Annotated in this window: 26 protein-coding genes, 1 pseudogene and 1 other annotated feature (1 of these 28 running past the window's edge); of the genes and pseudogenes, 12 read left to right on the top strand and 15 right to left on the bottom strand. The window is 37.9% G+C overall.

The genetic code is table 11. From position 1 onward, the window contains the following. Window positions 1-4 precede the first annotated feature (4 nt). Entirely contained in the window at window positions 5-532 is a 528-nt protein-coding gene (gene hslV, locus HMPREF2644_RS08670; RefSeq protein ID WP_011272086.1) for an ATP-dependent protease subunit HslV, read from the bottom strand. Between the two features lie 219 nt (window positions 533-751). Here hslV and aphA point away from each other — a divergent pair, with 219 nt between their 5' ends. Then, window positions 752-1,459, top strand: a complete 708-nt coding sequence (aphA, locus tag HMPREF2644_RS08665; protein ID WP_005652021.1) for an acid phosphatase AphA — start codon at window positions 752-754, stop codon at window positions 1,457-1,459. A gap of 46 nt (window positions 1,460-1,505) precedes the next feature. On the opposite strand, the pseudogene HMPREF2644_RS09540 reads toward aphA, so the two are convergent. The 5 genes and pseudogenes from HMPREF2644_RS09540 to HMPREF2644_RS08640 form a co-directional block, all read right to left on the bottom strand. After that, window positions 1,506-1,806 (bottom strand): annotated as a pseudogene (locus tag HMPREF2644_RS09540) (IS3 family transposase); the annotation flags it as partial. 94 nt (window positions 1,807-1,900) lie between these two features. Beyond that, on the bottom strand, window positions 1,901-2,095 hold the full coding sequence (locus HMPREF2644_RS09535) for a helix-turn-helix domain containing protein (protein ID WP_239498732.1): 195 nt from the start codon (window positions 2,093-2,095) through the stop codon (window positions 1,901-1,903). Between the two features lie 307 nt (window positions 2,096-2,402). After that, entirely contained in the window at window positions 2,403-2,906 is a 504-nt protein-coding gene (luxS, locus tag HMPREF2644_RS08650) for an S-ribosylhomocysteine lyase (protein ID WP_011272085.1), read from the bottom strand. A gap of 184 nt (window positions 2,907-3,090) precedes the next feature. Beyond that, window positions 3,091-3,564, bottom strand: coding sequence for a YqaA family protein (locus HMPREF2644_RS08645; protein WP_011272084.1), 474 nt, complete (start codon window positions 3,562-3,564; stop codon window positions 3,091-3,093). Continuing rightward, complete coding sequence (locus tag HMPREF2644_RS08640; RefSeq protein ID WP_005652027.1) at window positions 3,564-4,166, bottom strand: beta-phosphoglucomutase family hydrolase; 603 nt, start codon at window positions 4,164-4,166, stop codon at window positions 3,564-3,566. The genes HMPREF2644_RS08645 and HMPREF2644_RS08640 overlap by 1 nt, the downstream gene beginning before the upstream one ends. A gap of 115 nt (window positions 4,167-4,281) precedes the next feature. Between HMPREF2644_RS08640 and HMPREF2644_RS08635 the strand changes: the two genes are divergently transcribed. The 11 genes from HMPREF2644_RS08635 to HMPREF2644_RS08585 all read left to right on the top strand — a co-directional run bounded on the left by HMPREF2644_RS08635 (window position 4,282) and on the right by HMPREF2644_RS08585 (window position 12,398). Continuing rightward, a complete protein-coding gene (locus HMPREF2644_RS08635) occupies window positions 4,282-4,659 on the top strand; it encodes a PRD domain-containing protein (protein WP_005652029.1) in 378 nt (125 codons plus the stop codon). Between the two features lie 139 nt (window positions 4,660-4,798). After that, window positions 4,799-5,410 (top strand): 16S rRNA (guanine(527)-N(7))-methyltransferase RsmG, encoded by a 612-nt coding sequence (gene rsmG / locus HMPREF2644_RS08630; RefSeq protein ID WP_005652031.1) that lies wholly within the window; start codon window positions 4,799-4,801, stop codon window positions 5,408-5,410. A gap of 125 nt (window positions 5,411-5,535) precedes the next feature. Next, the gene (locus HMPREF2644_RS08625; protein WP_005659757.1) at window positions 5,536-5,910 is read left to right on the top strand and encodes an ATP synthase subunit I; all 375 of its coding nucleotides are present in this window, start codon (window positions 5,536-5,538) and stop codon (window positions 5,908-5,910) included. 36 nt (window positions 5,911-5,946) lie between these two features. Further along, entirely contained in the window at window positions 5,947-6,735 is a 789-nt protein-coding gene (gene atpB / locus HMPREF2644_RS08620; RefSeq protein ID WP_005629251.1) for a F0F1 ATP synthase subunit A, read from the top strand. Between the two features lie 55 nt (window positions 6,736-6,790). Beyond that, a complete protein-coding gene (gene atpE, locus HMPREF2644_RS08615; RefSeq protein ID WP_005652035.1) occupies window positions 6,791-7,045 on the top strand; it encodes a F0F1 ATP synthase subunit C in 255 nt (84 codons plus the stop codon). 49 nt (window positions 7,046-7,094) lie between these two features. Continuing rightward, window positions 7,095-7,565, top strand: coding sequence for a F0F1 ATP synthase subunit B (gene atpF, locus HMPREF2644_RS08610; RefSeq protein WP_005666460.1), 471 nt, complete (start codon window positions 7,095-7,097; stop codon window positions 7,563-7,565). 12 nt (window positions 7,566-7,577) lie between these two features. Continuing rightward, the gene (gene atpH, locus HMPREF2644_RS08605) at window positions 7,578-8,111 is read left to right on the top strand and encodes a F0F1 ATP synthase subunit delta (RefSeq protein ID WP_005642563.1); all 534 of its coding nucleotides are present in this window, start codon (window positions 7,578-7,580) and stop codon (window positions 8,109-8,111) included. 12 nt (window positions 8,112-8,123) lie between these two features. Next, window positions 8,124-9,665: a F0F1 ATP synthase subunit alpha gene (atpA, locus tag HMPREF2644_RS08600; RefSeq protein ID WP_038440564.1), complete on the top strand. Its 1,542-nt coding sequence runs from the start codon at window positions 8,124-8,126 to the stop codon at window positions 9,663-9,665. A 15-nt stretch (window positions 9,666-9,680) separates the two neighbouring features. Then, window positions 9,681-10,550 carry a F0F1 ATP synthase subunit gamma gene (atpG, locus tag HMPREF2644_RS08595; protein WP_032824011.1) on the top strand — a complete coding sequence of 290 codons (870 nt, stop codon included), beginning with the start codon at window positions 9,681-9,683 and terminating at the stop codon, window positions 10,548-10,550. A 16-nt stretch (window positions 10,551-10,566) separates the two neighbouring features. Then, a complete protein-coding gene (gene atpD, locus HMPREF2644_RS08590) occupies window positions 10,567-11,940 on the top strand; it encodes a F0F1 ATP synthase subunit beta (protein ID WP_005649402.1) in 1,374 nt (457 codons plus the stop codon). Between the two features lie 29 nt (window positions 11,941-11,969). Next, window positions 11,970-12,398: a F0F1 ATP synthase subunit epsilon gene (locus tag HMPREF2644_RS08585; protein ID WP_005649396.1), complete on the top strand. Its 429-nt coding sequence runs from the start codon at window positions 11,970-11,972 to the stop codon at window positions 12,396-12,398. A 185-nt stretch (window positions 12,399-12,583) separates the two neighbouring features. Here the strand turns inward: HMPREF2644_RS08585 and HMPREF2644_RS08580 are convergent, their stop codons facing one another. The 9 genes from HMPREF2644_RS08580 to hisG form a co-directional block, all read right to left on the bottom strand. Continuing rightward, complete coding sequence (locus HMPREF2644_RS08580) at window positions 12,584-13,786, bottom strand: aromatic amino acid transporter (RefSeq protein ID WP_011272079.1); 1,203 nt, start codon at window positions 13,784-13,786, stop codon at window positions 12,584-12,586. A gap of 263 nt (window positions 13,787-14,049) precedes the next feature. Continuing rightward, the gene (gene hisIE, locus HMPREF2644_RS08575) at window positions 14,050-14,715 is read right to left on the bottom strand and encodes a bifunctional phosphoribosyl-AMP cyclohydrolase/phosphoribosyl-ATP diphosphatase HisIE (protein ID WP_005649391.1); all 666 of its coding nucleotides are present in this window, start codon (window positions 14,713-14,715) and stop codon (window positions 14,050-14,052) included. Then, entirely contained in the window at window positions 14,715-15,491 is a 777-nt protein-coding gene (gene hisF, locus HMPREF2644_RS08570) for an imidazole glycerol phosphate synthase subunit HisF (RefSeq protein ID WP_005693688.1), read from the bottom strand. Before hisF ends, hisIE begins: the two co-directional genes overlap by 1 nt. Beyond that, window positions 15,473-16,222 (bottom strand): 1-(5-phosphoribosyl)-5-[(5-phosphoribosylamino)methylideneamino]imidazole-4-carboxamide isomerase, encoded by a 750-nt coding sequence (hisA, locus tag HMPREF2644_RS08565; protein ID WP_005649383.1) that lies wholly within the window; start codon window positions 16,220-16,222, stop codon window positions 15,473-15,475. The genes hisF and hisA overlap by 19 nt, the downstream gene beginning before the upstream one ends. Window positions 16,223-16,257: 35 nt before the next feature. Next, window positions 16,258-16,857 carry an imidazole glycerol phosphate synthase subunit HisH gene (gene hisH / locus HMPREF2644_RS08560; protein WP_005649382.1) on the bottom strand — a complete coding sequence of 200 codons (600 nt, stop codon included), beginning with the start codon at window positions 16,855-16,857 and terminating at the stop codon, window positions 16,258-16,260. A 65-nt stretch (window positions 16,858-16,922) separates the two neighbouring features. Further along, window positions 16,923-18,011: a bifunctional histidinol-phosphatase/imidazoleglycerol-phosphate dehydratase HisB gene (hisB, locus tag HMPREF2644_RS08555; RefSeq protein WP_011272078.1), complete on the bottom strand. Its 1,089-nt coding sequence runs from the start codon at window positions 18,009-18,011 to the stop codon at window positions 16,923-16,925. 111 nt (window positions 18,012-18,122) lie between these two features. Beyond that, a complete protein-coding gene (hisC, locus tag HMPREF2644_RS08550) occupies window positions 18,123-19,181 on the bottom strand; it encodes a histidinol-phosphate transaminase (protein ID WP_005686956.1) in 1,059 nt (352 codons plus the stop codon). A 113-nt stretch (window positions 19,182-19,294) separates the two neighbouring features. Next, on the bottom strand, window positions 19,295-20,578 hold the full coding sequence (hisD, locus tag HMPREF2644_RS08545; RefSeq protein ID WP_011272076.1) for a histidinol dehydrogenase: 1,284 nt from the start codon (window positions 20,576-20,578) through the stop codon (window positions 19,295-19,297). A 92-nt stretch (window positions 20,579-20,670) separates the two neighbouring features. Next, window positions 20,671-21,582 carry an ATP phosphoribosyltransferase gene (hisG, locus tag HMPREF2644_RS08540; protein WP_005656529.1) on the bottom strand — a complete coding sequence of 304 codons (912 nt, stop codon included), beginning with the start codon at window positions 21,580-21,582 and terminating at the stop codon, window positions 20,671-20,673. Window positions 21,583-21,611: 29 nt separating this feature from the next. Further along, window positions 21,612-21,614, bottom strand: a sequence feature (His leader region); it runs 135 nt beyond the window's last position.

Raw genomic sequence — 21,614 nt, 5'->3', positions numbered from 1 at the left:
TTCCTTAATTCGGTAATTCTTCAATAGTGAAATTGGTATTTGTGAACACGCAAACATCACCCGCAATTTTCAAAGATTTTTCAACAATTTCACGAGCAGAAAGTTCGGTGTTTTCCACCAACGCACGTGCTGCAGACAACGCATAGTTACCACCCGATCCGATTGCTAAAATTTGATCTTCTTCGGGCTGAACCACATCGCCAATACCCGTGATGATTAAACTTTCTTTTTCATCCGCCACAATTAACATCGCTTCTAACTTACGAAGTGCACGATCTGTACGCCAATCTTTCGCTAATTCCACCGCACTTTTTAGCAAATGCCCTTGATGCATTTCAAGTTTACGTTCAAATAATTCAAAAAGTGTAAATGCATCTGCCGTTCCACCCGCAAAACCAGCAAGTACCTTACCATTATATAAACGGCGTACTTTACGAGCATTACCTTTCATTACGGTATTGCCTAAAGAAACTTGTCCATCACCGCCTACGACGACTTGCCCATTGCGACGTACGCTTACAATCGTTGTCATTGTTCTGTCCTTTATAAAGTGAAAAGTTGTTCGTTATATGGCGACAAATTGATTAAATTCAAGAGGGAAATTTATATTGTAGATTTATTCTTCACTCATAAATAAAAAATGTGAAGTTGATCATATTTTGAGATGGCAAACGATTGCCAATTATTGAATATAAGCTAAAAAAATGTATGATCTGAGCGGTTTTTAAATCAACGTTTGTGAGGAAAGGCAATGAAAAACGGCATAAAATTATCTGTCATCGCACTTTTAACTGCAGCTGCAGTTCCAGCGATGGCAGGCAAAACAGAACCTTATACTCAATCTGGCACTAATGCTCGTGAAATGTTACAAGAGCAAGCAATTCATTGGATTAGTGTTGATCAAATCAAACAAAGTTTAGAAGGTAAAGCACCAATTAATGTAAGCTTTGATATTGATGATACCGTGCTTTTCAGTAGCCCTTGCTTTTACCACGGACAACAAAAATTCTCACCAGGTAAACACGATTATTTGAAAAACCAAGATTTCTGGAATGAAGTAAATGCAGGTTGCGATAAATATTCTATTCCTAAACAAATTGCCATAGATTTAATTAATATGCACCAAGCACGTGGCGACCAAGTTTACTTTTTCACTGGCCGTACTGCTGGCAAAGTGGATGGTGTAACCCCAATTTTAGAAAAAACGTTCAATATTAAGAATATGCACCCAGTTGAATTTATGGGCAGCCGTGAACGTACAACAAAATATAACAAAACGCCTGCAATCATTTCACATAAAGTGAGTATTCACTATGGCGACAGCGATGATGATGTACTAGCAGCTAAAGAAGCAGGTGTTCGTGGTATTCGTTTAATGCGTGCCGCAAACTCTACTTATCAACCAATGCCAACTTTAGGCGGCTATGGCGAAGAAGTGTTAATCAATTCAAGCTATTAATTGACCGCAAGTTGGGATTTATCTTCCCCCAAAAAGTTAGATTGATTTAGTTCAAGGACTGAGTTCTGTCATTCACAGGGCTCAGCCCTTTTAGTTTCCCTGAATGTGATCATGGTTGTAATAATGAATATACTCATGAGTTGTTTTTTCAGTTGTTTGAACGTCTCAAATCGTTTGTCGTAATAACATTCAGTTTTTAATCGTCCAAAGAAGTTTTCCATCGCATTGTTATCTAAATAATTTCCTTTCCTTGACATATTCTGCTGAATGCTATTCTCTCGTAAAATCGCCTGATAACCGACCATTTGATACAGCCAACCTTGGTCGGAATGTAAAATTGGGTTTTGCGTCTTCAAGTCTTTTTTGTTGGTTGAGTTCTTGCAACTTTTTTAGAATTGCGTTCTCCGCACGTAGTAAATTTTCCAATTCTAGTTCTTCCCCTCATGTTTTCGGTTTAGGTGGCATCTTAGGGTATTTCGGTTTCATGATTGGACGACTTTTAGGTTTGAGGATTAAGCCGTTTATACCTTGTTTTTCAAAGGCTTGCAGCCATTGATTAACAACGCCTGAATTGGTAATGCCAAAATGTAAATATGCGGCTTCTGCAGAAAATTGCCCATTTTTAACCGCTTGTATTATGTTAAGTTTAAATTCAGGTAAGTAATTTTGCTTCTTACTAAGTACGGATAATCTATTGATTTAACTATGATTAATTGGTTAATCCAACGTTTTAGTGTTATTTAGGCAAGTTGAAAATACCTGCGGGTAAGTGAACGATTTTTACCATTTTGAAGATCAAATTCGATGACTTGTTGTTTGAAAAGAGTGTTGTATTTGGTCATAAAAAATCTACACCTTAGTTGGTTATTTAGTCAATTTTTGGGGTGTAGATCATAAAATGCGTTTTTTACTACTAACTTTTTTAGGTTAATCAAGCGTCTTCCTATTTTAATAAGGAATTATCGAGTGACAAATCTTCATTTTTATTTACACCTATACCGCGTGCGATAACATTTTTGGCAATTTCGTGTGCATCTTCTAAGGAATGTTCCGTATAGCTTCCGCATTGATAGATATTTAATTCGGGAATAGAAGCTTGATCTTGTACACCTAAAACATCTTGCATTGAAGCTAACCAAGCCTCAGACACTTCCTGTTCATTTGGTGTGCCAATCAAAGACATATAAAATCCCGTGCGACATCCCATCGGAGAAATATCAATAATTTCTATGCTATCGCCATTTAAATGATCGCGCATAAATCCAGCAAATAAATGTTCAAGTGTATGAATGCCTTTTGGGGAAAGAATTTCTTTGTTTGGAATACAAAAACGTAAATCAAAAACAGTAATATTATCGCCTTTTGGCGTGCACATCGTTTTTGCAATGCGTACTGCAGGTGCGTTCATTTTTGTGTGATCCACTTTAAAACTATCAAGTAATGGCATAAATTTTCCTTATAAATCAGTTGGTTAAGAAATAATTGAATAAATATTTATTTTTTACAAATTTTAATGAACTTTATAGTAAGGTTCATTGTCTTATAGAACAAGCAACTTGCAGTTGTTTTAATAAAATTGGTTCCTTAGGTTATTTGCCCCACATTTATTGTGGGGTTTTTTCTTGCTCATTTTATAATAAGAATGGTGTACTCAAAAACAATAACGCAACATAACGAACCATTTTTCCCAGAAAGATAAAGAGACTACTCGTTACAAAATTTAATCTTAACCAACCAGCTATGGCACAAAATAAATCGCCAACTACAGGCAGCCAGCTCAAAAGTAAAACAATCGCCCCATAACGCCGTAGCTGATTTATTGCCCATAAAGTGCGGTAATTTTTGGGATCGAATTTTGGCATCCATCGTCCAATTCCGTAAGTGGTTAAACTTCCTAAGCTATTTCCAGCGGTTGCAATCAATATTAGAGCTAATATATCTGCGTTAAATAAAGAACCTAACATTAATTTAGGTACAGCAAGCGCAACAAATATAACTTCTGAATTACCTGGTAATACTGTTGCACTCAAAAACGCGCTGATAAACATAAAGCATAAGCTATTAGCCTGCCAAAAATCAGCACTAAAAAATGAAAAAATATCCATTATCTTGGCGAAATAATTTCTCGTGTGCGAACATCAAACACATCCATTCCCGCACTTAATCCTGCTTGCACGCCTAAATCCGCATCTTCAAATACGATACAACGACTTGGATTTGCTTGAATTAACTCCGCACAGCGTAAAAAAGTTTCTGGATGTGGTTTATGTTCTTTTACATCATCTGCACTGACAATGGCATTAAAGTAAGGTGCGATAGCCAGTTTATCCATCAACATATCAATAATTTTACGGTGTGAGCCAGAACCTAAAGCAATCGGCTTTTTCTGATGGAAGGATTTAACAATTTCAAAGGTTGGCAATAACTTTGATTGAGTCGGAATAAGTTGATAAGACAACTCACGTTTTGCAGCCAGCACATCCTCAATTCGATCTAGTGGCATATTCGCCGCTTTCATCATTTCCCCCGCGATAGTTCGAACCGTCGCCCCGCCGAAGTTATACATAATTTGAAAATCAAATTCATAGCCAAATTTCTTTCCCACCATTGTCCAAGCCTGCGCATGCACGGGCATGGTATCAATTAAAGTTCCATCCATATCAAAAATCAATCCTTCATATGGATTGAAGATCTCGTAATCTAACATTTTTACATCCTTACAAATTTTTTTACCATTTTCCTACAAAACTGTGATCTATGCACTGTTTTATTTCAGTAAAGTGCGGTAAATTAGCGAACAAATTTTGAACTAACAAAAACAAATGCGGTTATTTAAGCAACTAGAACGTTGGAAAATTCGCAAGCAAATAAATCAATCTATTATTGATGTGATATTTCGTTTACGAAATCGATTAGCTCATTACTGGCAAGCTGATGTGAATACGCCTCAAGTGGATTTTATGCTGCTACACATTGCTTGCAGCTTAGGTCGAATAGAACGAGGAGGTTGTGTTTCTCCGCTTTATTCAGAAATGCTCGAAGAAATGCAAAGTGCGGTCATTTTTCCACAAGTTTTAGCTATTCATCAAGATTTACTCAAGTTAATGCCATTTTCCATTCCTGAAGCAGAACAAACTTATTTTTTAGCGAACATTCATTCTTTGGTTCTTGAACAGAAGCAATTAAAGCCTTTGAAATGAATTATGCGGAGGTGCATTCAATTTATGGTGTAAAACTGGACATTGATTCGGTAAATAATTCATCAAATTACTAAAAACATTAAGGAAATTTACCGCACTTTTAAGTAAAATAGCGTAATTTTTCAAAGAGATAATAAATATGAAAGCCAAATTAGTCAGTTTACTTGCGCAAGCAAATATAAAAATAAGTGATCAACAAATTCAGCAGTTGATTAATCTGGTCAATTTACTCAATAAATGGAATAAAGCTTATAATTTGACGTCAGTTCGTGATCCACAAGAAATGTTAGTTAAACATATTTTAGATAGTCTTGTTGTAAGTCCTTATTTACAAGGTGATCGTTTTATTGATGTCGGTACAGGGCCTGGTTTGCCTGGTTTACCTTTGGCAATTATTAATCCTTCCAAACAATTTGTCCTCCTTGATAGCTTAGGTAAGCGTATTAGTTTTATTCGAAATGCTATACGTGAGCTTAGACTAACTAATGTAACCCCCGTTTTAAGTCGAGTAGAAGAATATCAACCTGAAGATAAATTTGATGGTGTATTAAGCCGTGCTTTTGCTTCGTTAAAAGATATGACAGATTGGTGTCATCATTTACCAAAAGAAAATGGATATTTTTATGCATTAAAAGGGATTTATCAGGAAGATGAAATTAATGAATTGAATAAAAAATATACTATTCAAAAAGTGATTGAATTATCTGTTCCTGAACTTATAGGCGAACGACATTTAATCGTTTTACGTTAAAAAGTAACAAATAGATAAATTATTTTCTAAAAGTGTGATTTATATAACACTTTTTATGTGTTTTTAAGTTGAATCTAAAGCCAGCAAAGGTATAATCGGCGGGCTAAAATTATTTTGTAAAAGTGATGTCGCGCATTTTATCTCACGCTAAAAAAAACTACAGAAAAGCTATTGTTATTGAGAGTCTTTTGCTTGTAGTTTTTTATTTGCTTATTTATGGATGGCAACGCCAAAGTGCGGTAGATTTTAGCTACGGTTTTTTAAGTGCCTTTTTGCCTTTTTGTACATTTATATTTATCATTTTTTACAGAAAACAAAATTTTTCAACAAAACTGACCGCACTTTATCGTGCTGAAGCAATAAAGTTTATTTTAACGATGGTTTTTATCATTATTGCCATCAAATGGTTATTCGTTATCAATTTTATTGCGTTTTTTGTTGGTTTTTTATTGGCATTAGTGCTGAATAATATTATTCCACTTATTCTCAATAAAATTTAACTTTGGGTTATTCTTCTTCAGAACAAAGGATCGATTATGTCTGGACAAACAACATCGGAATACATTAGCCACCATTTATCCTTTCTCAAAACAGGGGATGGATTTTGGAATGTTCATATAGATACGTTGTTCTTTTCTATTCTTGCTGCGGTTATTTTCCTATTTGTTTTTTCTCGAGTAGGGAAAAAAGCAACAACTGGCGTTCCAGGAAAAATGCAATGCTTAGTTGAAATTGTTGTGGAATGGGTTAATGGAATCGTGAAAGAAAATTTTCATGGTCCACGTAACGTAGTTGCGCCACTTGCATTAACAATTTTCTGTTGGGTATTCATCATGAATGCTATCGACTTAATTCCTGTTGATTTCTTACCTCAATTTGCAGGTTTGTTCGGTATTCATTATCTTCGTGCAGTGCCGACAGCAGATATTAGCGCAACTTTGGGTATGTCCATTTGTGTTTTCTTTTTAATTCTTTTTTATACAATAAAATCTAAAGGATTCAAAGGTTTAGTTAAAGAATATACGCTTCATCCATTCAATCATTGGGCGTTTATTCCTGTTAATTTTATTCTTGAAACGGTGACTTTATTGGCTAAACCAATTTCACTTGCTTTCCGTTTGTTCGGTAACATGTATGCAGGGGAGTTGATCTTTATTCTTATCGCTGTAATGTATTCCGCTAATATGGCCATTGCAGCATTAGGGATTCCGTTACATCTTGCTTGGGCTATTTTCCATATTTTGGTTATTACCTTGCAGGCTTTCATCTTTATGATGTTGACGGTTGTTTATTTAAGTATTGCTTATAACAAAGCAGATCATTAATCGTTTTTTATTAACCGGCTCTAGGGCTAAAACTTAACTTCTATTGGAGAAAATTATGGAAACTGTAATTACAGCGACAATCATCGGTGCATCAATTCTTCTTGCATTTGCTGCATTAGGTACTGCAATTGGCTTTGCTATTCTAGGTGGTAAATTCTTAGAATCATCAGCTCGCCAACCAGAATTAGCATCTAGCTTACAAACTAAAATGTTTATCGTAGCTGGTCTTTTAGATGCGATTGCAATGATTGCTGTTGGTATTTCATTACTTTTCATTTTCGCAAACCCATTCATCGGTTTATTAAACTAATCACCTTATTTGCTTATCAACGTAAAACAAGCATAGTAAGGAGGACGTTGTGAATTTAAATGCAACATTGATTGGTCAACTTATCGCATTCGCACTTTTCGTGTGGTTTTGCATGAAGTTTGTTTGGCCACCAATTATTAATGCGATTGAAACGCGTCAAAGCCAAATTGCGAACGCTTTAGCGTCAGCTGAAGCAGCTAAAAAAGAGCAAGCAGATACGAAAAATCTTGTTGAACAAGAACTTTCAGCTGCAAAATTACAAGCTCAAGACATTTTAGATGCTGCGAATAAACGTCGCAATGAAGTATTAGACGAAGTGAAGGCAGAAGCCGAAGAACTAAAAGCAAAAATTATTGCTCAAGGTTATGCAGAAGTAGAATCAGAACGTAAACGTGTTCAAGAAGAATTACGTCTTAAAGTGGCTTCATTGGCTGTGGCTGGTGCTGAGAAAATTGTGGGTCGTTCTATTGATGAAGCGGCAAACAATGACATTATTGATAAATTAGTTGCAGAGTTATAAGAGGCTTAGCTTATGTCAGAATTAACTACAATAGCTCGCCCTTATGCAAAAGCTGCATTCGACTTTGCCATTGAACAAAGTGCGGTCGAAAAATGGACTGAAATGTTAGGTTTTGCTGCTGCCGTAGCTGAAGATGAAACGGTAAAAGCTTACTTAAGTAGTTCTCTTTCTGCACAGAAATTAGCTGATACAGTAATTTCTATTTGTGGCGAACAATTGGATCAATATGGGCAAAATCTTATTCGGTTAATGGCTGAAAATAAGCGTTTGAGTGCTATTCCTGCGGTGTTTGAAGAATTTAAACATCACGTAGAGGAACACCAAGCTATTGCAGAAGTTGAAGTAACATCTGCGCAACCATTGAATGCAACACAAATCGAAAAAATTGCAGCTGCAATGGAAAAAAGATTAGCTCGCAAAGTGAAATTAAATTGCAACGTGGATAACGCACTTATTGCTGGTGTGATTGTTCGTACTGAAGACTTTGTGATTGACGGAAGTAGCCGTGGGCAACTTACTCGTCTCGCAAACGAGTTGCAATTATAAGAGGAATACAAGATGCAACTAAATTCAACTGAAATTAGTGAATTGATTAAAAAACGCATCGCTCAATTCGACGTGGTCAGTGAAGCGCGTAATACAGGGACAATTGTTTCTGTAAGCGATGGTATTATTCGCATCCACGGTTTAAGCGATGTGATGCAAGGTGAAATGATCGCCTTACCAGGTAATCGTTATGCGATGGCACTTAACCTTGAACGCGATTCTGTTGGTGCTGTAGTTATGGGGCCTTACGCAGATTTAGCGGAAGGTATGGAAGTTCAATGTACAGGTCGTATTCTTGAAGTACCAGTTGGTCGTGGTTTATTAGGTCGTGTAGTTAATACGCTTGGTCAGCCAATCGATGGTAAAGGCGAAATTGAAAATGATGATTTCTCACCAGTAGAAGTGATTGCGCCAGGTGTTATCGATCGTCGTTCTGTTGATCAACCTGTTCAAACTGGTTATAAAGCTGTCGATTCCATGGTACCGATTGGTCGTGGTCAGCGTGAGTTAATCATCGGTGACCGTCAAACGGGTAAAACTGCGTTAGCAATTGACGCTATTATTAATCAACGTAATTCAGGTATTAAATGTATCTATGTTGCGATTGGTCAAAAAGCCTCTACTATTGCAAACGTCGTGCGTAAATTAGAAGAACATGGTGCGCTTGCAAATACTATCGTGGTAGCTGCATCTGCATCTGAATCAGCAGCGTTACAATATTTAGCCCCTTATGCTGGTTGTGCGATGGGGGAATATTTCCGTGATCGCGGCGAAGATGCGTTAATTGTTTATGATGATTTATCAAAACAAGCCGTAGCTTATCGTCAAATTTCATTATTATTACGTCGTCCACCAGGTCGTGAAGCCTATCCAGGTGATGTGTTCTATTTACATTCTCGTTTACTAGAACGTGCTTCTCGTGTAAATGAAGATTATGTAGAAAAATTCACTAAAGGCGAAGTAAAAGGGAAAACAGGTTCTTTAACCGCACTTCCGATTATTGAAACCCAAGCTGGTGACGTATCTGCGTTTGTTCCAACCAACGTAATTTCTATTACCGATGGTCAGATTTTCTTAGAATCTAACTTGTTTAACTCAGGTATTCGTCCTGCGGTAAACCCAGGTATTTCGGTATCTCGTGTTGGTGGTTCAGCGCAAACTAAAGTTATTAAGAAATTAGCGGGTGGTATTCGTACTGCACTAGCTCAATATCGTGAATTAGCAGCGTTTGCACAGTTTGCATCAGATCTAGATGATGCGACTCGTAAGCAACTTTCTCACGGTGAAAAAGTAACTGAATTATTAAAACAAAAACAATTCGCGCCATTATCTGTTGCAGAACAAGCGGTTATATTGTTTGCTGTTGAATTTGGTTATTTGGATGACGTGGAATTATCAAAAATTGCAAGTTTTGAGACCGCACTTTTAGATTATTCTAACCGTAATCACGCTGAATTTATGCAAGAGCTTAATAAAACCGGTAACTATAATGATGAAATCAAAGATACGTTAAAAAGTATTTTAGATGGTTTTAAAGCGAATAGTGCTTGGTAGTAACGGAGAGATAAGATGGCAGGTGCAAAAGAGATAAAAACCAAAATTGCCAGTGTACAAAGTACACAAAAAATCACTAAGGCAATGGAAATGGTGGCAACCTCGAAAATGCGTAAAACGCAGGATCGTATGGCTGCATCTCGTCCGTATTCTGAAACTATCCGTAACGTTATTAGTCATGTGTCTAAGGCAAGTATCGGTTATAAACATCCGTTCTTAGTTGAGCGCGAAGTGAAGAAAATCGGTATCTTGGTTATTTCAACAGATCGTGGGATGTGTGGTGGGTTAAATGTTAATTTATTCAAAACCACACTTAACCAAATAAAAAATTGGAAAGAACAAAATATTTCTACAGATTTGGGCTTAATAGGTTCAAAAGGGATTAGTTTTTTCCGTTCCTTTGGATTTAATATCAAAGGTCAGCTTTCTGGTTTAGGCGATACGCCCGCTCTAGAAGAGTTAATTGGTGTGGCAAATACAATGTTTGATGCTTATCGTAATGGTGAAATTGATGCAGTTTATATTGCATACAATAAATTTGTTAATACGATGTCGCAAAAACCTGTTGTGCAACAGTTAGTTCCTTTACCAGAATCTAAAGACGATCATTTAAATGAAAGACAACAGACTTGGGATTATCTTTATGAGCCAGAACCAAAGGCACTTTTAGATAGCCTTTTAGTTCGTTATTTAGAGTCCCAAATTTATCAAGCGGTTGTAGATAATTTAGCTTCAGAACAAGCGGCTCGAATGGTAGCAATGAAAGCAGCAACGGATAATGCAGGTAATTTAATTAATGATCTGCGGTTGGTGTACAACAAAGCTCGTCAAGCAAGTATCACAAATGAATTGAATGAAATCGTAGCCGGTGCGGCGGCGATTTAAGAAAAGAGGAACGGTAATGTCAGCAGGAAAAATTGTACAAATCATCGGTGCGGTGATTGATGTTGAATTTCCACAAGATGCGGTGCCAAAAGTTTACGATGCATTAAAAGTTGAATCAGGTTTAACACTTGAGGTGCAACAACAATTAGGTGGCGGAGTAGTTCGTTGTATTGCATTGGGTACATCTGATGGTTTAAAACGTGGCTTAAAAGTAGAAAACACAAATAACCCAATTCAAGTACCAGTAGGCACAAAAACACTTGGTCGTATTATGAATGTGTTGGGCGAACCAATTGACGAACAAGGAGCAATTGGTGAAGAAGAGCGTTGGGCTATCCACCGTTCGGCACCGAGCTATGAAGAACAATCAAACAGTACGGAATTATTAGAAACTGGTATCAAAGTGATCGACTTAATTTGTCCATTCGCAAAAGGTGGTAAAGTTGGTTTATTCGGCGGTGCAGGTGTAGGTAAAACCGTAAATATGATGGAGTTGATTCGTAATATTGCGATTGAGCATTCAGGTTACTCTGTATTTGCGGGTGTAGGCGAACGTACTCGTGAAGGTAATGACTTCTATCATGAAATGAAAGATTCTAACGTATTAGATAAAGTATCTTTGGTTTATGGTCAAATGAACGAGCCACCAGGTAACCGTTTACGTGTTGCATTGACTGGTTTAACTATGGCTGAAAAATTCCGTGATGAAGGTCGAGATGTATTATTCTTTGTGGATAATATCTATCGTTATACCCTTGCTGGTACGGAAGTATCTGCGTTATTAGGTCGTATGCCATCCGCGGTAGGTTACCAACCGACATTGGCAGAAGAAATGGGTGTGTTACAAGAACGTATCACTTCAACCAAAACAGGTTCTATCACTTCTGTGCAAGCGGTGTACGTACCAGCGGATGACTTAACTGACCCATCTCCAGCAACAACTTTCGCACATTTAGACTCAACTGTTGTATTAAGTCGTCAAATCGCATCTTTAGGTATTTACCCTGCAGTTGATCCATTAGATTCAACTTCACGTCAGTTAGACCCGCTTGTTGTTGGTCAAGAACATTATGATGTTGCTCGTGGTGTACAAGGTATTTTACAACGTTATAAAGAATTGAAAGATATTATCGCAATTCTTGGTATGGATGAATTATCTGAAGAAGATAAACTAGTGGTAGCACGTGCACGTAAAATTGAACGTTTCTTATCACAACCATTCTTTGTTGCAGAAGTCTTCACAGGTTCACCAGGTAAATACGTGACATTAAAAGACACCATCCGTGGCTTCAAAGGTATCTTAGATGGCGAATATGACCATATTCCTGAACAAGCGTTCTATATGGTTGGTTCAATCGATGAAGTGTTAGAAAAAGCCAAAAATATGTAATCACTTCAAGTCATTTGAAGGAGAACAAAATGGCGACATTTAATTTAACAATAGTAAGCGCAGAGCAGAAAATCTTTGAAGGTGAAGTAAAACAAATTCAGGTAACTGGTGTGGAAGGGGAGCTTGGTATTTTGCCCGGACATACGCCATTGCTAACAGCAATTAAGCCTGGGATTGTTAAATTTACTCTTAAAGATGGGAATGAAGAAGTTATCTATGTTTCTGGTGGTTTTTTAGAAGTTCAACCAAATATTGTGACAGTATTAGCAGATATTGCTATTCGAGGTAGTGAATTAGATGCAGATCGTATTCACGAAGCAAAACGTAAAGCAGAAGAAAATATAGTATCTCGCGGATCTGATGCAGATCACGACTTACTTGTTGCAAAACTTTCTAAAGAGTTAGCAAAACTTCGAGCTTATGAACTCACTGAAAAACTATTGAAAACAAGACGATAATTGAAAGTATAATATAGATGAAGTGAACTTCATTTAGTTTAAGGGCTAAGTTCTATAATTTTAGAACTTAGCCTTTTTGTTGTATGAGATTAATGATAAGTTTTGTCTGAAATTTTTATCTAAATTAATTAGGATAATATTTACTCTTTTTTAGATAAAAAGTGCGGTAAATTTTTAGTTTGTTTTTAACCTACAACAAAGGGTAAATAACCCGCACGAATCGCAAATGGAATGGATGTAATGATCACGCCTAATACCAATACGATAATTAAAGTCAGATTTCCTCCCCACACTTTGTATGGCAAATTAGCGTGGGCACGACGAGCTTTCCAAACAAGGCTAACTGGCAATACTACGGCGTAGAATGCAAACATTTGACCTGCGTAGCCTAGTGCTAAAATAAAACCTTCTGGGTAAAATAATGCAAAAACAAGTGGTGGAATAAAAGTCAGTAAACCAAGTGAAATTCTGCCTGCTGTAACGTTAAATGAACGTTTTAGTAAATCTTCAATACATTCTAACAATCCTAATCCCACACCTAAGAAAGAAGTGATAAGTGCTAATGTAGAAAATAATTTTACCGCACTTGCGATCACATTGCTTCCAGTGATGGCGAAGGTTGCTTTTACTAAGCCATTTAAAGTCGCATCTTCTTTTAAGATTTGTAAAAATTCATTTTGTGTAAGCAAGCCGTGCGTGGATAGTTGCCATAGAATATAAGCACAAAGTGTTATGGCAGAGCCGACCAAAATAGAGAAGCGCAATGCTTTTACATTGCCATCTAAGTATTTATTTAAACTTGGAATGGAACCGTGGAAACCAAACGCCGTGAAAAATACAGGGCTTGCAGAGATAATTAAAGCCTTATCAATTGGCGTCGCCATTAAGTTATCAAATTTGATTTCTGGCAACATTAAGCTTAACACCACGGCAAAGGCAGCAAGCATAACGAAAAATAACACGCGATTAATTTTATCTACGCTATGTGTGCCGATGACAATAAATGAACCGAAAATCACGGTAAATAATAAGACGCTAACTTTATCGCCAAAACTTTCTGGTAATAAATCTTTTAGTAGTGAACCGCCACCGCTGATATAAGCGGCAATTAATGCGTATAAGAAAATAATTAGCACGGCTGTGGCAATAATGCGTCCTGTTTTACCAAAATATTGTTCTGCAAGTGTGCCGATACCTGCATCACTTTCCGCAGTTTGATAGAGTTCAACGAATAAAAGTGCGCTAAAAGTTAATAATGCCCAAAGCCCCAATAACAAGACTAAAGTAAAGCCGAAGCCAATGCCAGCGGAAGTGAGTGGCATAGCCAACATTCCCGCGCCAATCATCGTACCAGCAACAAGAAGTGTGCTGCCTACAGTTTTGTTCATTTTTGTTTCCTTATGATGTAATAAAAAATTTACGATAATTGTATTGTATAATTTACAGTCTGTAAATAAAATTTATAAATTGTGAATTTTTTACTATCTTCCTTGCTATATTGTTGCTTAAGAAGAAGGAATAAAATGATATTTCCTAAATTTTGTTGTTTATCAATACATTTAATTACCATAGTTTCACTGTATTTTACGATGATATTGAATTGCCCAAACAAATCTTCTAATTGCTCACTTAATATTGCCTGACAATTTTCTTATTTATTTCCTCCTTCTGGATGTAATCCAATCCCTTGATGGCGTTCTTGTAGTTTTGCGATAATTTCGTACCACTGAAGATCTTGATTGTGTAATAATACGGTTAAGTGATAGACCAAATCTGTAGCTTCAGAAATGACTTCCGCTTTATCTTGTGCGACCGCAGCCAAGGCAGTTTCCACACCTTCTTCCCCCACTTTTTGGGCGATTTTTTTGGTACCTTTTGCGTGTAATGTTGCAGTATAAGAATTAGAAGGATCTGCATTTTTCTTTTCTTTTAAATGTTGTTCTAATTTTATAAACCACGCCCAATTTGCAAATTGTTGCTTCTTGTTCTCTGATTGTGGAGAGGTAAATTGATGGAAGCAGCTGTATTCACCTGTGTGGCAAGTTGCCCCAATGGGATCAACTAAAATGAGCAAAGTGTCGTTATCGCAATCTAAGCTCATTTCTTCCACATTTAAAAAATTGCCCGAGATTTCTCCTTTTGTCCATAATCGTTGTTTGGTACGAGAGAAGAAAGTTACTTTACGTTCTTTGATGGTTTTTGTAAGGGCTTCTTCATTCATATAGCCAAGCATTAGTACCTCACGAGTACTTATATTTTGAATAATAACAGGAAGAAGACCATTAACTTTTTGCCAGTCTATTTTAGTAATATTCATTATTCACTCCGAATCTCGATGGCTGATTGCACAAGGTAGGATTTTAACTCGCCAATTTCAATAATCTGTTTATGGAATACGCTGGCAGCTAATGCCCCATCTACTTTTGCTTCAATAAAAGCATCACGAAAATGTACCATTTTACCCGCACCGCCAGATGCAATTAGAGGTACTCTACATACTCCTCGCACCAGCTTGAGCTGGGCTAAATCGTACCCGTTTCGTAAACCATCTTGATTCATCATATTTAGCACGATTTCTCCTGCACCGCATTGTTGTACTTCTTTTACCCAATCTAACAACTGCCAATGAGTTTGTCGGGTACGTGTTTCATCGCCTGTATATTGGTTTACCCAATACTTACCTGTTTCCTGTTCAAACCAACTATCAATACCTACTACAATCGCTTGTACGCCAAAACGATCTGCTAAGCGAGAAATGAGCGTTGGATCAGCGAGAGCAGGGGAATTAATCGAAATTTTATCCGCCCCAAATGCAAACAATTTTTCCGCATCTTCAATGGTTTTAATCCCACCTGCTACGCAAAACGGAATATCAATTACCTGAGCGATTCGTTCTACCCAACTTTTATCCACGGTACGACCGTCTGATGAAGCCGTAATATCATAAAATACCAATTCATCAGCTCCTTCTTGCGCATAGCGTTGAGCAAGTGGCACAATATCGCCAATAATTTCGTGGTTACGGAATTGTACCCCTTTTACCACCTGTCCATCACGTACATCCAAACAAGGAATTATCCGTTTTGCCAACATTTGATTGCCTCCGAAAGCGTAAATTTTCCTTCTAATAAAGCGCGACCTACAATTACACCTGACACACCTGTGCCTTTTAGAGCCTCAATATCAGCCAGTGAACCAATCCCTCCAGAAGATTGAAACTGAATAGGTGGATATTTCTCACAAATTTCTTGATAAAGTCCAATATTTGAACCTGTCAAGGTGCCATCGCGTGAAATATCGGTACATAAAACTTGTTGTAAGCCAACGGTTTGGAAATCTTCGATCAACGTTTCTAATAGTACACCACTTTCTTCCTGCCAACCGCTAATCGCAACGATTTTCTGACCGCTTGCATTAATATTCACGTCTAATGCTAGAACAAATTTTTCCGCACCATATTTGATGAACCAGTTTTTCACCATTGAACGATGAGTTACGGCGGTTGAACCAATCACCACGCGATTCGCACCCACAGCCAATAAATCTGCCACATCTTGCTCTGTACGAATGCCTCCTCCCACTTGTACTTTACATTGTGTTGCTTCAACGATTTTTCCAATAAGTGCGGTTTGTCTTGACTGGGGATTTTTCGCTCCCGTTAAATCGACTAGATGTAGTTGTTTTGCTCCTTGACGTACATAATTATCAAATTGCTTAATTGGATTGTCAGAATAGGTAGTTTGCTTGGCATAATCGCCTTGGTGTAACCGCACAACTTGACCATTGATAAGATCAAGAGCAGGGATAATAATAGATTGTTTCATTGTGTTTGATCCTGTATGACTATATGATCTAGTGATTAAAACGGTACTTTTTCCACAAAATTTTTTAGCAACAACGCACCATTTTTACCCGAACGTTCGGGATGAAATTGTACACCGTAAAAATTCTCTTTCGCTATCGCAGCAGAAAAATTCACACCATAATTGCTTATTGCCACCGAATGTTCATTCGGGCTAACTGCATAACTATGCACAAAATAGAAGTGACTATTTTGCACAATACCATCAAATAACGGACAGTTTTTTACAAATTGCACGCGATTCCATCCCATTTGAGGTAACGGTAAACCCGTATCGGGAATTCGATTAGTTTTTCCGCTTATTAGGTTTAAGGTCGGCACATTACCCTCTTCGGAAAATTCGGTCATTAACTGCATACCCAAACAAATTCCTAGCACTGGTTGAGTTAGATTTTGAATGGTTTCGATCAATTGACGTTCTTGTAAATTATACATTGCTGCATTTGCAGTGCCTACGCCAGGTAAAATCAGCTTATCGGCAGATTTGATTTTATTGAGATCAAAAGTGATCTCGGTATTGTAACCTAATCGGTCAAAGGCGAATTTTACAGAAGAAAGGTTGGCACAACCTGTGTCTATAATCGTGATGTTTGTCATTTTTTTATCCTTTTACAATCGGTCGAATTTTGCAAAAATACGACAAAAATTAACCGCTCTTTCAACTATAAAACTCCTTTTGAACTTGGCATTTCATTTCCTTCAATCCGAATCGCCTGTCTTAATGTTCTCCCAAAGGCTTTAAATAAGCTCTCTATTTTATGATGATCGTTATTACCCGTGACATTTAAATGAATCGTGGCAAGCATTGAAAATGCCAAAGATTGAAAGAAATGTTCAGTGAGTTCCGTACTAAAATCGCCCACTTTATCGCGTTTAAAGCAGGCATTGAATTTGATCCAAGGTCTGCCCGATAAATCTAAAGCACATTCTGCTTTACATTCGTCCATTGGAAGCACAAAGCCGAAACGGGCAATACCACGTTTGTCACCAATGGCTTGTTTCAGTGCTTGTCCAAGGGCGAGAGCGGTGTCCTCCACCGTGTGATGTTCGTCAATCCATAAATCGCCTTTACACTGCACGTTCATTCTAAACCCACCGTGTGTGGCGATTTGATCGAGCATATGGTCAAAAAAACCAACGCCAGTTTTGATTTCATTTACACCAGCTTCATCTAGCCAAATCTGCACTTTAATATCGGTCTCTTTAGTTTGACGAATTACTTCTGCAAAACGTGGCGGACGTTTGCCACAGTTTGTGACCGTTTCCCCCAACAATTTTTCTGCAATCAGATCCCAATTCATTTTCTGTGGATCGTATTGAATAGCTCGAATACCTAGATTTTCTGCTAATTGCACATCGGTCTCTCGGTCACCAATGACAAAAGAGCGGTCAATATCGAATAAATTTTTACGAATATAGTGATCAAGCAACTTAATTTTTGGTTTGCGACATAGACAATTTTCTTCGGGCTTATGCGGGCAAATGAGTACTTCATCAAAGGTAATGCCCTGAGATTCAAATAATGCCATCATTACATTGTGGGGCTTATCAAAATTTGTTTGCGGAAAAGCATCCGTACCAAGCCCATCTTGATTAGAAACTATCACAAAACGGTATTTCGCTTTCAGTCTGAGGAGTGCGGGAATCACTTTCGGTTCTAATTTTAGTTTCTCTAAACTGTCAATTTGGAAATCAGTTTTTGGTTCATCAATTAATGTGCCGTCTCGGTCGATAAAAAGAGTAGGTTGCATATTTTTCTCCGTGTATGTTATATGAATGGTATGAGGTTTATCATTTGCTTTATACAAACAGTATAAAACTAAATAATCTCGAATCGCTCTGTGACTTAAATAGGAGGTGGTTCATTTTACCTCCTTAATTGCTTCAACAACTTTCTCACACTCATTCCTTGTTCCCACAGTAATGCGAATACAATTTTGTAAATGCAATGTCTTATTCTGGTCTCTTAAAATAATTCCTTGTTCCCACAATGCCTTAAACACAGCTTGCCCGTTTTGACATTTGATCAACAGATAATTAGCTTCACTTTCATACACTTTTTCCACTTGATGTAAAACTAAAAGAGCTTTAGCAAGCCATTGACGATTGGAAAGAAGTTCTTGTGTGAGAGCTTGAACAGTGGCGATGTTCGCAGGTCTTAACGCTTGTTCCGCAAGATCAGCACTCGGCACAGGGATAGGATATGGAGCGATTACCTTACTTAAGATGTCAATTAGCTCAGGGTTTGCTAACACAAAACCACAACGCAATCCAGCTAAAGCAAAGGCTTTAGAGAGCGTGCGGATAATTGCTAAGTGCGGGTAATTTTTAAGCAAATTAATAACGCTTGCTTCAGGACAGAACTCAATATAGGCTTCGTCCACCACCACAATCGCTTTGCCTGCCGTGATTTGCAAAAGATCGAGTATATCTGATTGCTTGAGCAAATTACCTGTCGGATTATTTGGGCTGCATACAAAGACTACTTTTACATCATTAAGATGATTTTTGATTTCTGGCAAATTAAGCTGAAAATCGTCAGTTAAAGGCACGGTCTTACTTAGCACACCTGCCGTTTCAGCACTCACTGCATACATTCCGTAAGTCGGAGGACAGAATAAAATGGCATCTTGTTTGGGTTCGCAAAAAGTGTGGATTATCAATTCAATGCCTTCATCACCGCCACGAGTAACGAGTACATTTTCAGTTGAAACGCCCGCATAATTCGCATAAGCCTGTACCACTCTTTGAGGCTGAGGTTCGGGGTAGCGGTTTAAATCCTTACCCGAAAGCTGAAATTCAGGCGAGGTTGGATATTCATTTGCATTCAGCCAAATCGTACCATTGCCGCCGAGTTTTCGAGCGGATTGATATGGCGTTAAGGCTTGTATATTTTGTCGGGATAAAGTTGTGATTGTCATTATTGTTTTCTTCCATTGTAAAATGTGCGAATTGTAATCATTCATACATATTTCGTATTGTTGTATGAAAATTTGACTGCTTACGTGTCGTGCTTAGATCTACAATTAATATCTTAGATATTGAGTTTCGCCAATCTTACACTTACTGCCATTTTATGTGCTGCCAATTGCTCAGCTTCTGCCATCACTTCCACCGTTTCAGCAAGGTTTTTAAAACCTTTTGGTGTGAGTTCTTGTACTGTCATTCGCTTACTAAAATCAGCTAATCCTAGACTAGAATAAGTTTTGGTGTAACCATAAGTAGGCAAAACGTGGTTTGTGCCACTGGCATAATCGCCCATACTTTCAGGCGAATATGCACCTAAGAAAATTGAGCCTGCGTTATCTAAATATGGTAATAATTTACGGGCGTTTTTTGTTTGCACAATTAAATGTTCAGGGGCATATTCATTGCTAATTTCTACCGCTTGTTCAAGGCTTTCTGCTATAAAAATACGGCTGTGGTTTAACGCTTTTCGAGCGGTTTCAGCACGAGGTAATAGAGCAAGTTGGCGTTCAATCGCAAGTGCGGTCTCTTTTGCCAGAGTTTCACAGGTCGCCACCAAAATCACTTGGCTATCTGCCCCATGTTCCGCTTGAGAGAGTAAATCGCTTGCCACAAATTCAGGATCTGCCGATTCATCTGCAATTACTAACACTTCTGAAGGTCCCGCTGGCATATCAATCGCCGTACTATTTTGTGCTACCTGACGTTTTGCTTCTGTCACAAATGCGTTTCCAGGTCCGAAAATTTTATCTACTTTCGCCACACTTTCCGTGCCTTGAGCCATCGCAAAAACTGCTTGAGCACCACCTATAGCGTAGATAGTTTCCACACCGCAAAGATGAGCAGTGTAGAGAATTTCATCTGAGATCGGTGGCGGTGAACAAAGCACGATTTTTTTACAACCTGCAATTTTAGCAGGAATAGCTAACATCAATACGGTGGAAAACAGCGGTGCTGAACCACCCGGAATATAAAGCCCTACACAAGAAATTGGACGAGTCACAACTTGGCAACGCACGCCTTCTTGGATCTCTAGGTCAATTTCCTGATTTTGCTGTGCTTTGTGAAAGGCTTCAATGTTCGTTTTGGCTTGCTCAATCGCATTGCGAAGTTTTACAGAAATCCGACTGCTTGCCGCTTGAATTTCATCTGCCGAAACAATGAGTTTATCTAACTTCACGCCATCAAATTTTTCACAGAGTTCAAATAACGCCCGATCGCCATTGTATGCCACATTTTCACGAATGGCATTAACTGCCTGCTGAATGTTTTCCCCATTTTGTTGGACTGGACGCATAATGACTTTGCGTTTTTCAGTTTCTGATAAATGATTCCAAATAATTGTTTGCATTGTTTATTTTCCTTTGTATCCGTAAAATGGATGATAACCCACCATTTTGAGATATTGATTATTTAAATGGCGAGTCAAAGCTCGCACTACATTTACTCCATCATCTTCTCAATTGGTAACACTAAAATTGAACTAGCTCCTGCCTCTTTTAACTGTTCCATTGTTTCCCAAAATAAATTTTCTTGGCTCACTACGTGCATTGCTACCCGAGTTGTATCACTGGCTAATGGTAAAATGGTCGGATTTTCAACGCCAGGTAAAAGCGCAGTGATTTTTTCAAGTTTTTCTTTCGGAGCGTGGAGCATAATATATTTACTTTCTGCTGCCTGCTGTACACCTTGAATACGAGTGAGTAGTTTATCCACAAGAGCTTGTTTAGTTGATTCAAGCGGTTCAGCACGCTGAATTAAACAAGCTTTAGAACGATAAATCACGTCCACTTCTTTTAAGCCATTTGCTTCAAGCGTTGCCCCTGATGATACTAAATCGCAAATCGCATAAGCAATACCCGCACTAGGTGCGACTTCTACTGAACCATTTAATAAACAACTTTTAAACGACACCCCATTCTCATTCATATAACGTTTGAGCAAATGCGGGTAAGAAGTTGCAATACGCCTATTAGCAAGATCTTTCACATTCTCATAATGACAATCGCGATCAACCGCAAGTGATAGACGACAATCACCAAAATCAAGTTGGCGAAGTTTTTTGTATGTAACTGTTTCATTTGCTGCACGGCGACCAAGCTCTTCCTCTTCTAACACATTTTCGCCAATAATCCCAAGATCCACTACGCCATCAAAAATCAATCCAGGAATATCATCATCACGTACGCGAAGAATTTCAATCGGCAAATTTTCCGCATAAGCGATTAAACGTTGTTCATTCCAATTAATTTTCACGCCACATTGTTTAAGTAATATGGCACAATCCTGGCTTAAACGCCCTTTTTTTTGCAAAGCAATACGAAGGCGGTTTGGTTGCATTGTTGTGTTTGTCATAATGTTTTTCCTATTTTAAAGTTGAGATAAAA

This window comes from Haemophilus sp. HMSC071C11 (genome assembly GCF_001837655.1).
Taxonomy (GTDB): domain Bacteria; phylum Pseudomonadota; class Gammaproteobacteria; order Enterobacterales; family Pasteurellaceae; genus Haemophilus; species Haemophilus influenzae.
This window is presented reverse-complemented; position numbering and strand designations above follow the sequence as displayed.

What these genes read in the sequence shown, in the direction of transcription:
- hisD (WP_011272076.1), bottom strand. Translation starts at nt 20,578, where the DNA reads ATGCAAACAATTATTTGGAATCATTTATCAGAAACTGAAAAACGCAAA.
- hisF (WP_005693688.1), bottom strand. Translation starts at nt 15,491, where the DNA reads ATGTTGGCAAAACGGATAATTCCTTGTTTGGATGTACGTGATGGACAG.
- HMPREF2644_RS08645 (WP_011272084.1), bottom strand. Translation starts at nt 3,564, where the DNA reads ATGGATATTTTTTCATTTTTTAGTGCTGATTTTTGGCAGGCTAATAGC.
- hisH (WP_005649382.1), bottom strand. Translation starts at nt 16,857, where the DNA reads ATGACAAACATCACGATTATAGACACAGGTTGTGCCAACCTTTCTTCT.
- atpD (WP_005649402.1), top strand. Translation starts at nt 10,567, where the DNA reads ATGTCAGCAGGAAAAATTGTACAAATCATCGGTGCGGTGATTGATGTT.
- hisIE (WP_005649391.1), bottom strand. Translation starts at nt 14,715, where the DNA reads ATGAATATTACTAAAATAGACTGGCAAAAAGTTAATGGTCTTCTTCCT.
- HMPREF2644_RS08635 (WP_005652029.1), top strand. Translation starts at nt 4,282, where the DNA reads ATGCGGTTATTTAAGCAACTAGAACGTTGGAAAATTCGCAAGCAAATA.
- atpA (WP_038440564.1), top strand. Translation starts at nt 8,124, where the DNA reads ATGCAACTAAATTCAACTGAAATTAGTGAATTGATTAAAAAACGCATC.
- HMPREF2644_RS08640 (WP_005652027.1), bottom strand. Translation starts at nt 4,166, where the DNA reads ATGTTAGATTACGAGATCTTCAATCCATATGAAGGATTGATTTTTGAT.
- hslV (WP_011272086.1), bottom strand. Translation starts at nt 532, where the DNA reads ATGACAACGATTGTAAGCGTACGTCGCAATGGGCAAGTCGTCGTAGGC.
- HMPREF2644_RS08625 (WP_005659757.1), top strand. Translation starts at nt 5,536, where the DNA reads ATGTCGCGCATTTTATCTCACGCTAAAAAAAACTACAGAAAAGCTATT.
- HMPREF2644_RS08585 (WP_005649396.1), top strand. Translation starts at nt 11,970, where the DNA reads ATGGCGACATTTAATTTAACAATAGTAAGCGCAGAGCAGAAAATCTTT.
- aphA (WP_005652021.1), top strand. Translation starts at nt 752, where the DNA reads ATGAAAAACGGCATAAAATTATCTGTCATCGCACTTTTAACTGCAGCT.
- HMPREF2644_RS08580 (WP_011272079.1), bottom strand. Translation starts at nt 13,786, where the DNA reads ATGAACAAAACTGTAGGCAGCACACTTCTTGTTGCTGGTACGATGATT.
- hisG (WP_005656529.1), bottom strand. Translation starts at nt 21,582, where the DNA reads ATGACAAACACAACAATGCAACCAAACCGCCTTCGTATTGCTTTGCAA.
- luxS (WP_011272085.1), bottom strand. Translation starts at nt 2,906, where the DNA reads ATGCCATTACTTGATAGTTTTAAAGTGGATCACACAAAAATGAACGCA.
- hisB (WP_011272078.1), bottom strand. Translation starts at nt 18,011, where the DNA reads ATGCAACCTACTCTTTTTATCGACCGAGACGGCACATTAATTGATGAA.
- rsmG (WP_005652031.1), top strand. Translation starts at nt 4,799, where the DNA reads ATGAAAGCCAAATTAGTCAGTTTACTTGCGCAAGCAAATATAAAAATA.
- atpE (WP_005652035.1), top strand. Translation starts at nt 6,791, where the DNA reads ATGGAAACTGTAATTACAGCGACAATCATCGGTGCATCAATTCTTCTT.
- hisC (WP_005686956.1), bottom strand. Translation starts at nt 19,181, where the DNA reads ATGACAATCACAACTTTATCCCGACAAAATATACAAGCCTTAACGCCA.
- hisA (WP_005649383.1), bottom strand. Translation starts at nt 16,222, where the DNA reads ATGAAACAATCTATTATTATCCCTGCTCTTGATCTTATCAATGGTCAA.
- atpH (WP_005642563.1), top strand. Translation starts at nt 7,578, where the DNA reads ATGTCAGAATTAACTACAATAGCTCGCCCTTATGCAAAAGCTGCATTC.
- atpG (WP_032824011.1), top strand. Translation starts at nt 9,681, where the DNA reads ATGGCAGGTGCAAAAGAGATAAAAACCAAAATTGCCAGTGTACAAAGT.
- atpB (WP_005629251.1), top strand. Translation starts at nt 5,947, where the DNA reads ATGTCTGGACAAACAACATCGGAATACATTAGCCACCATTTATCCTTT.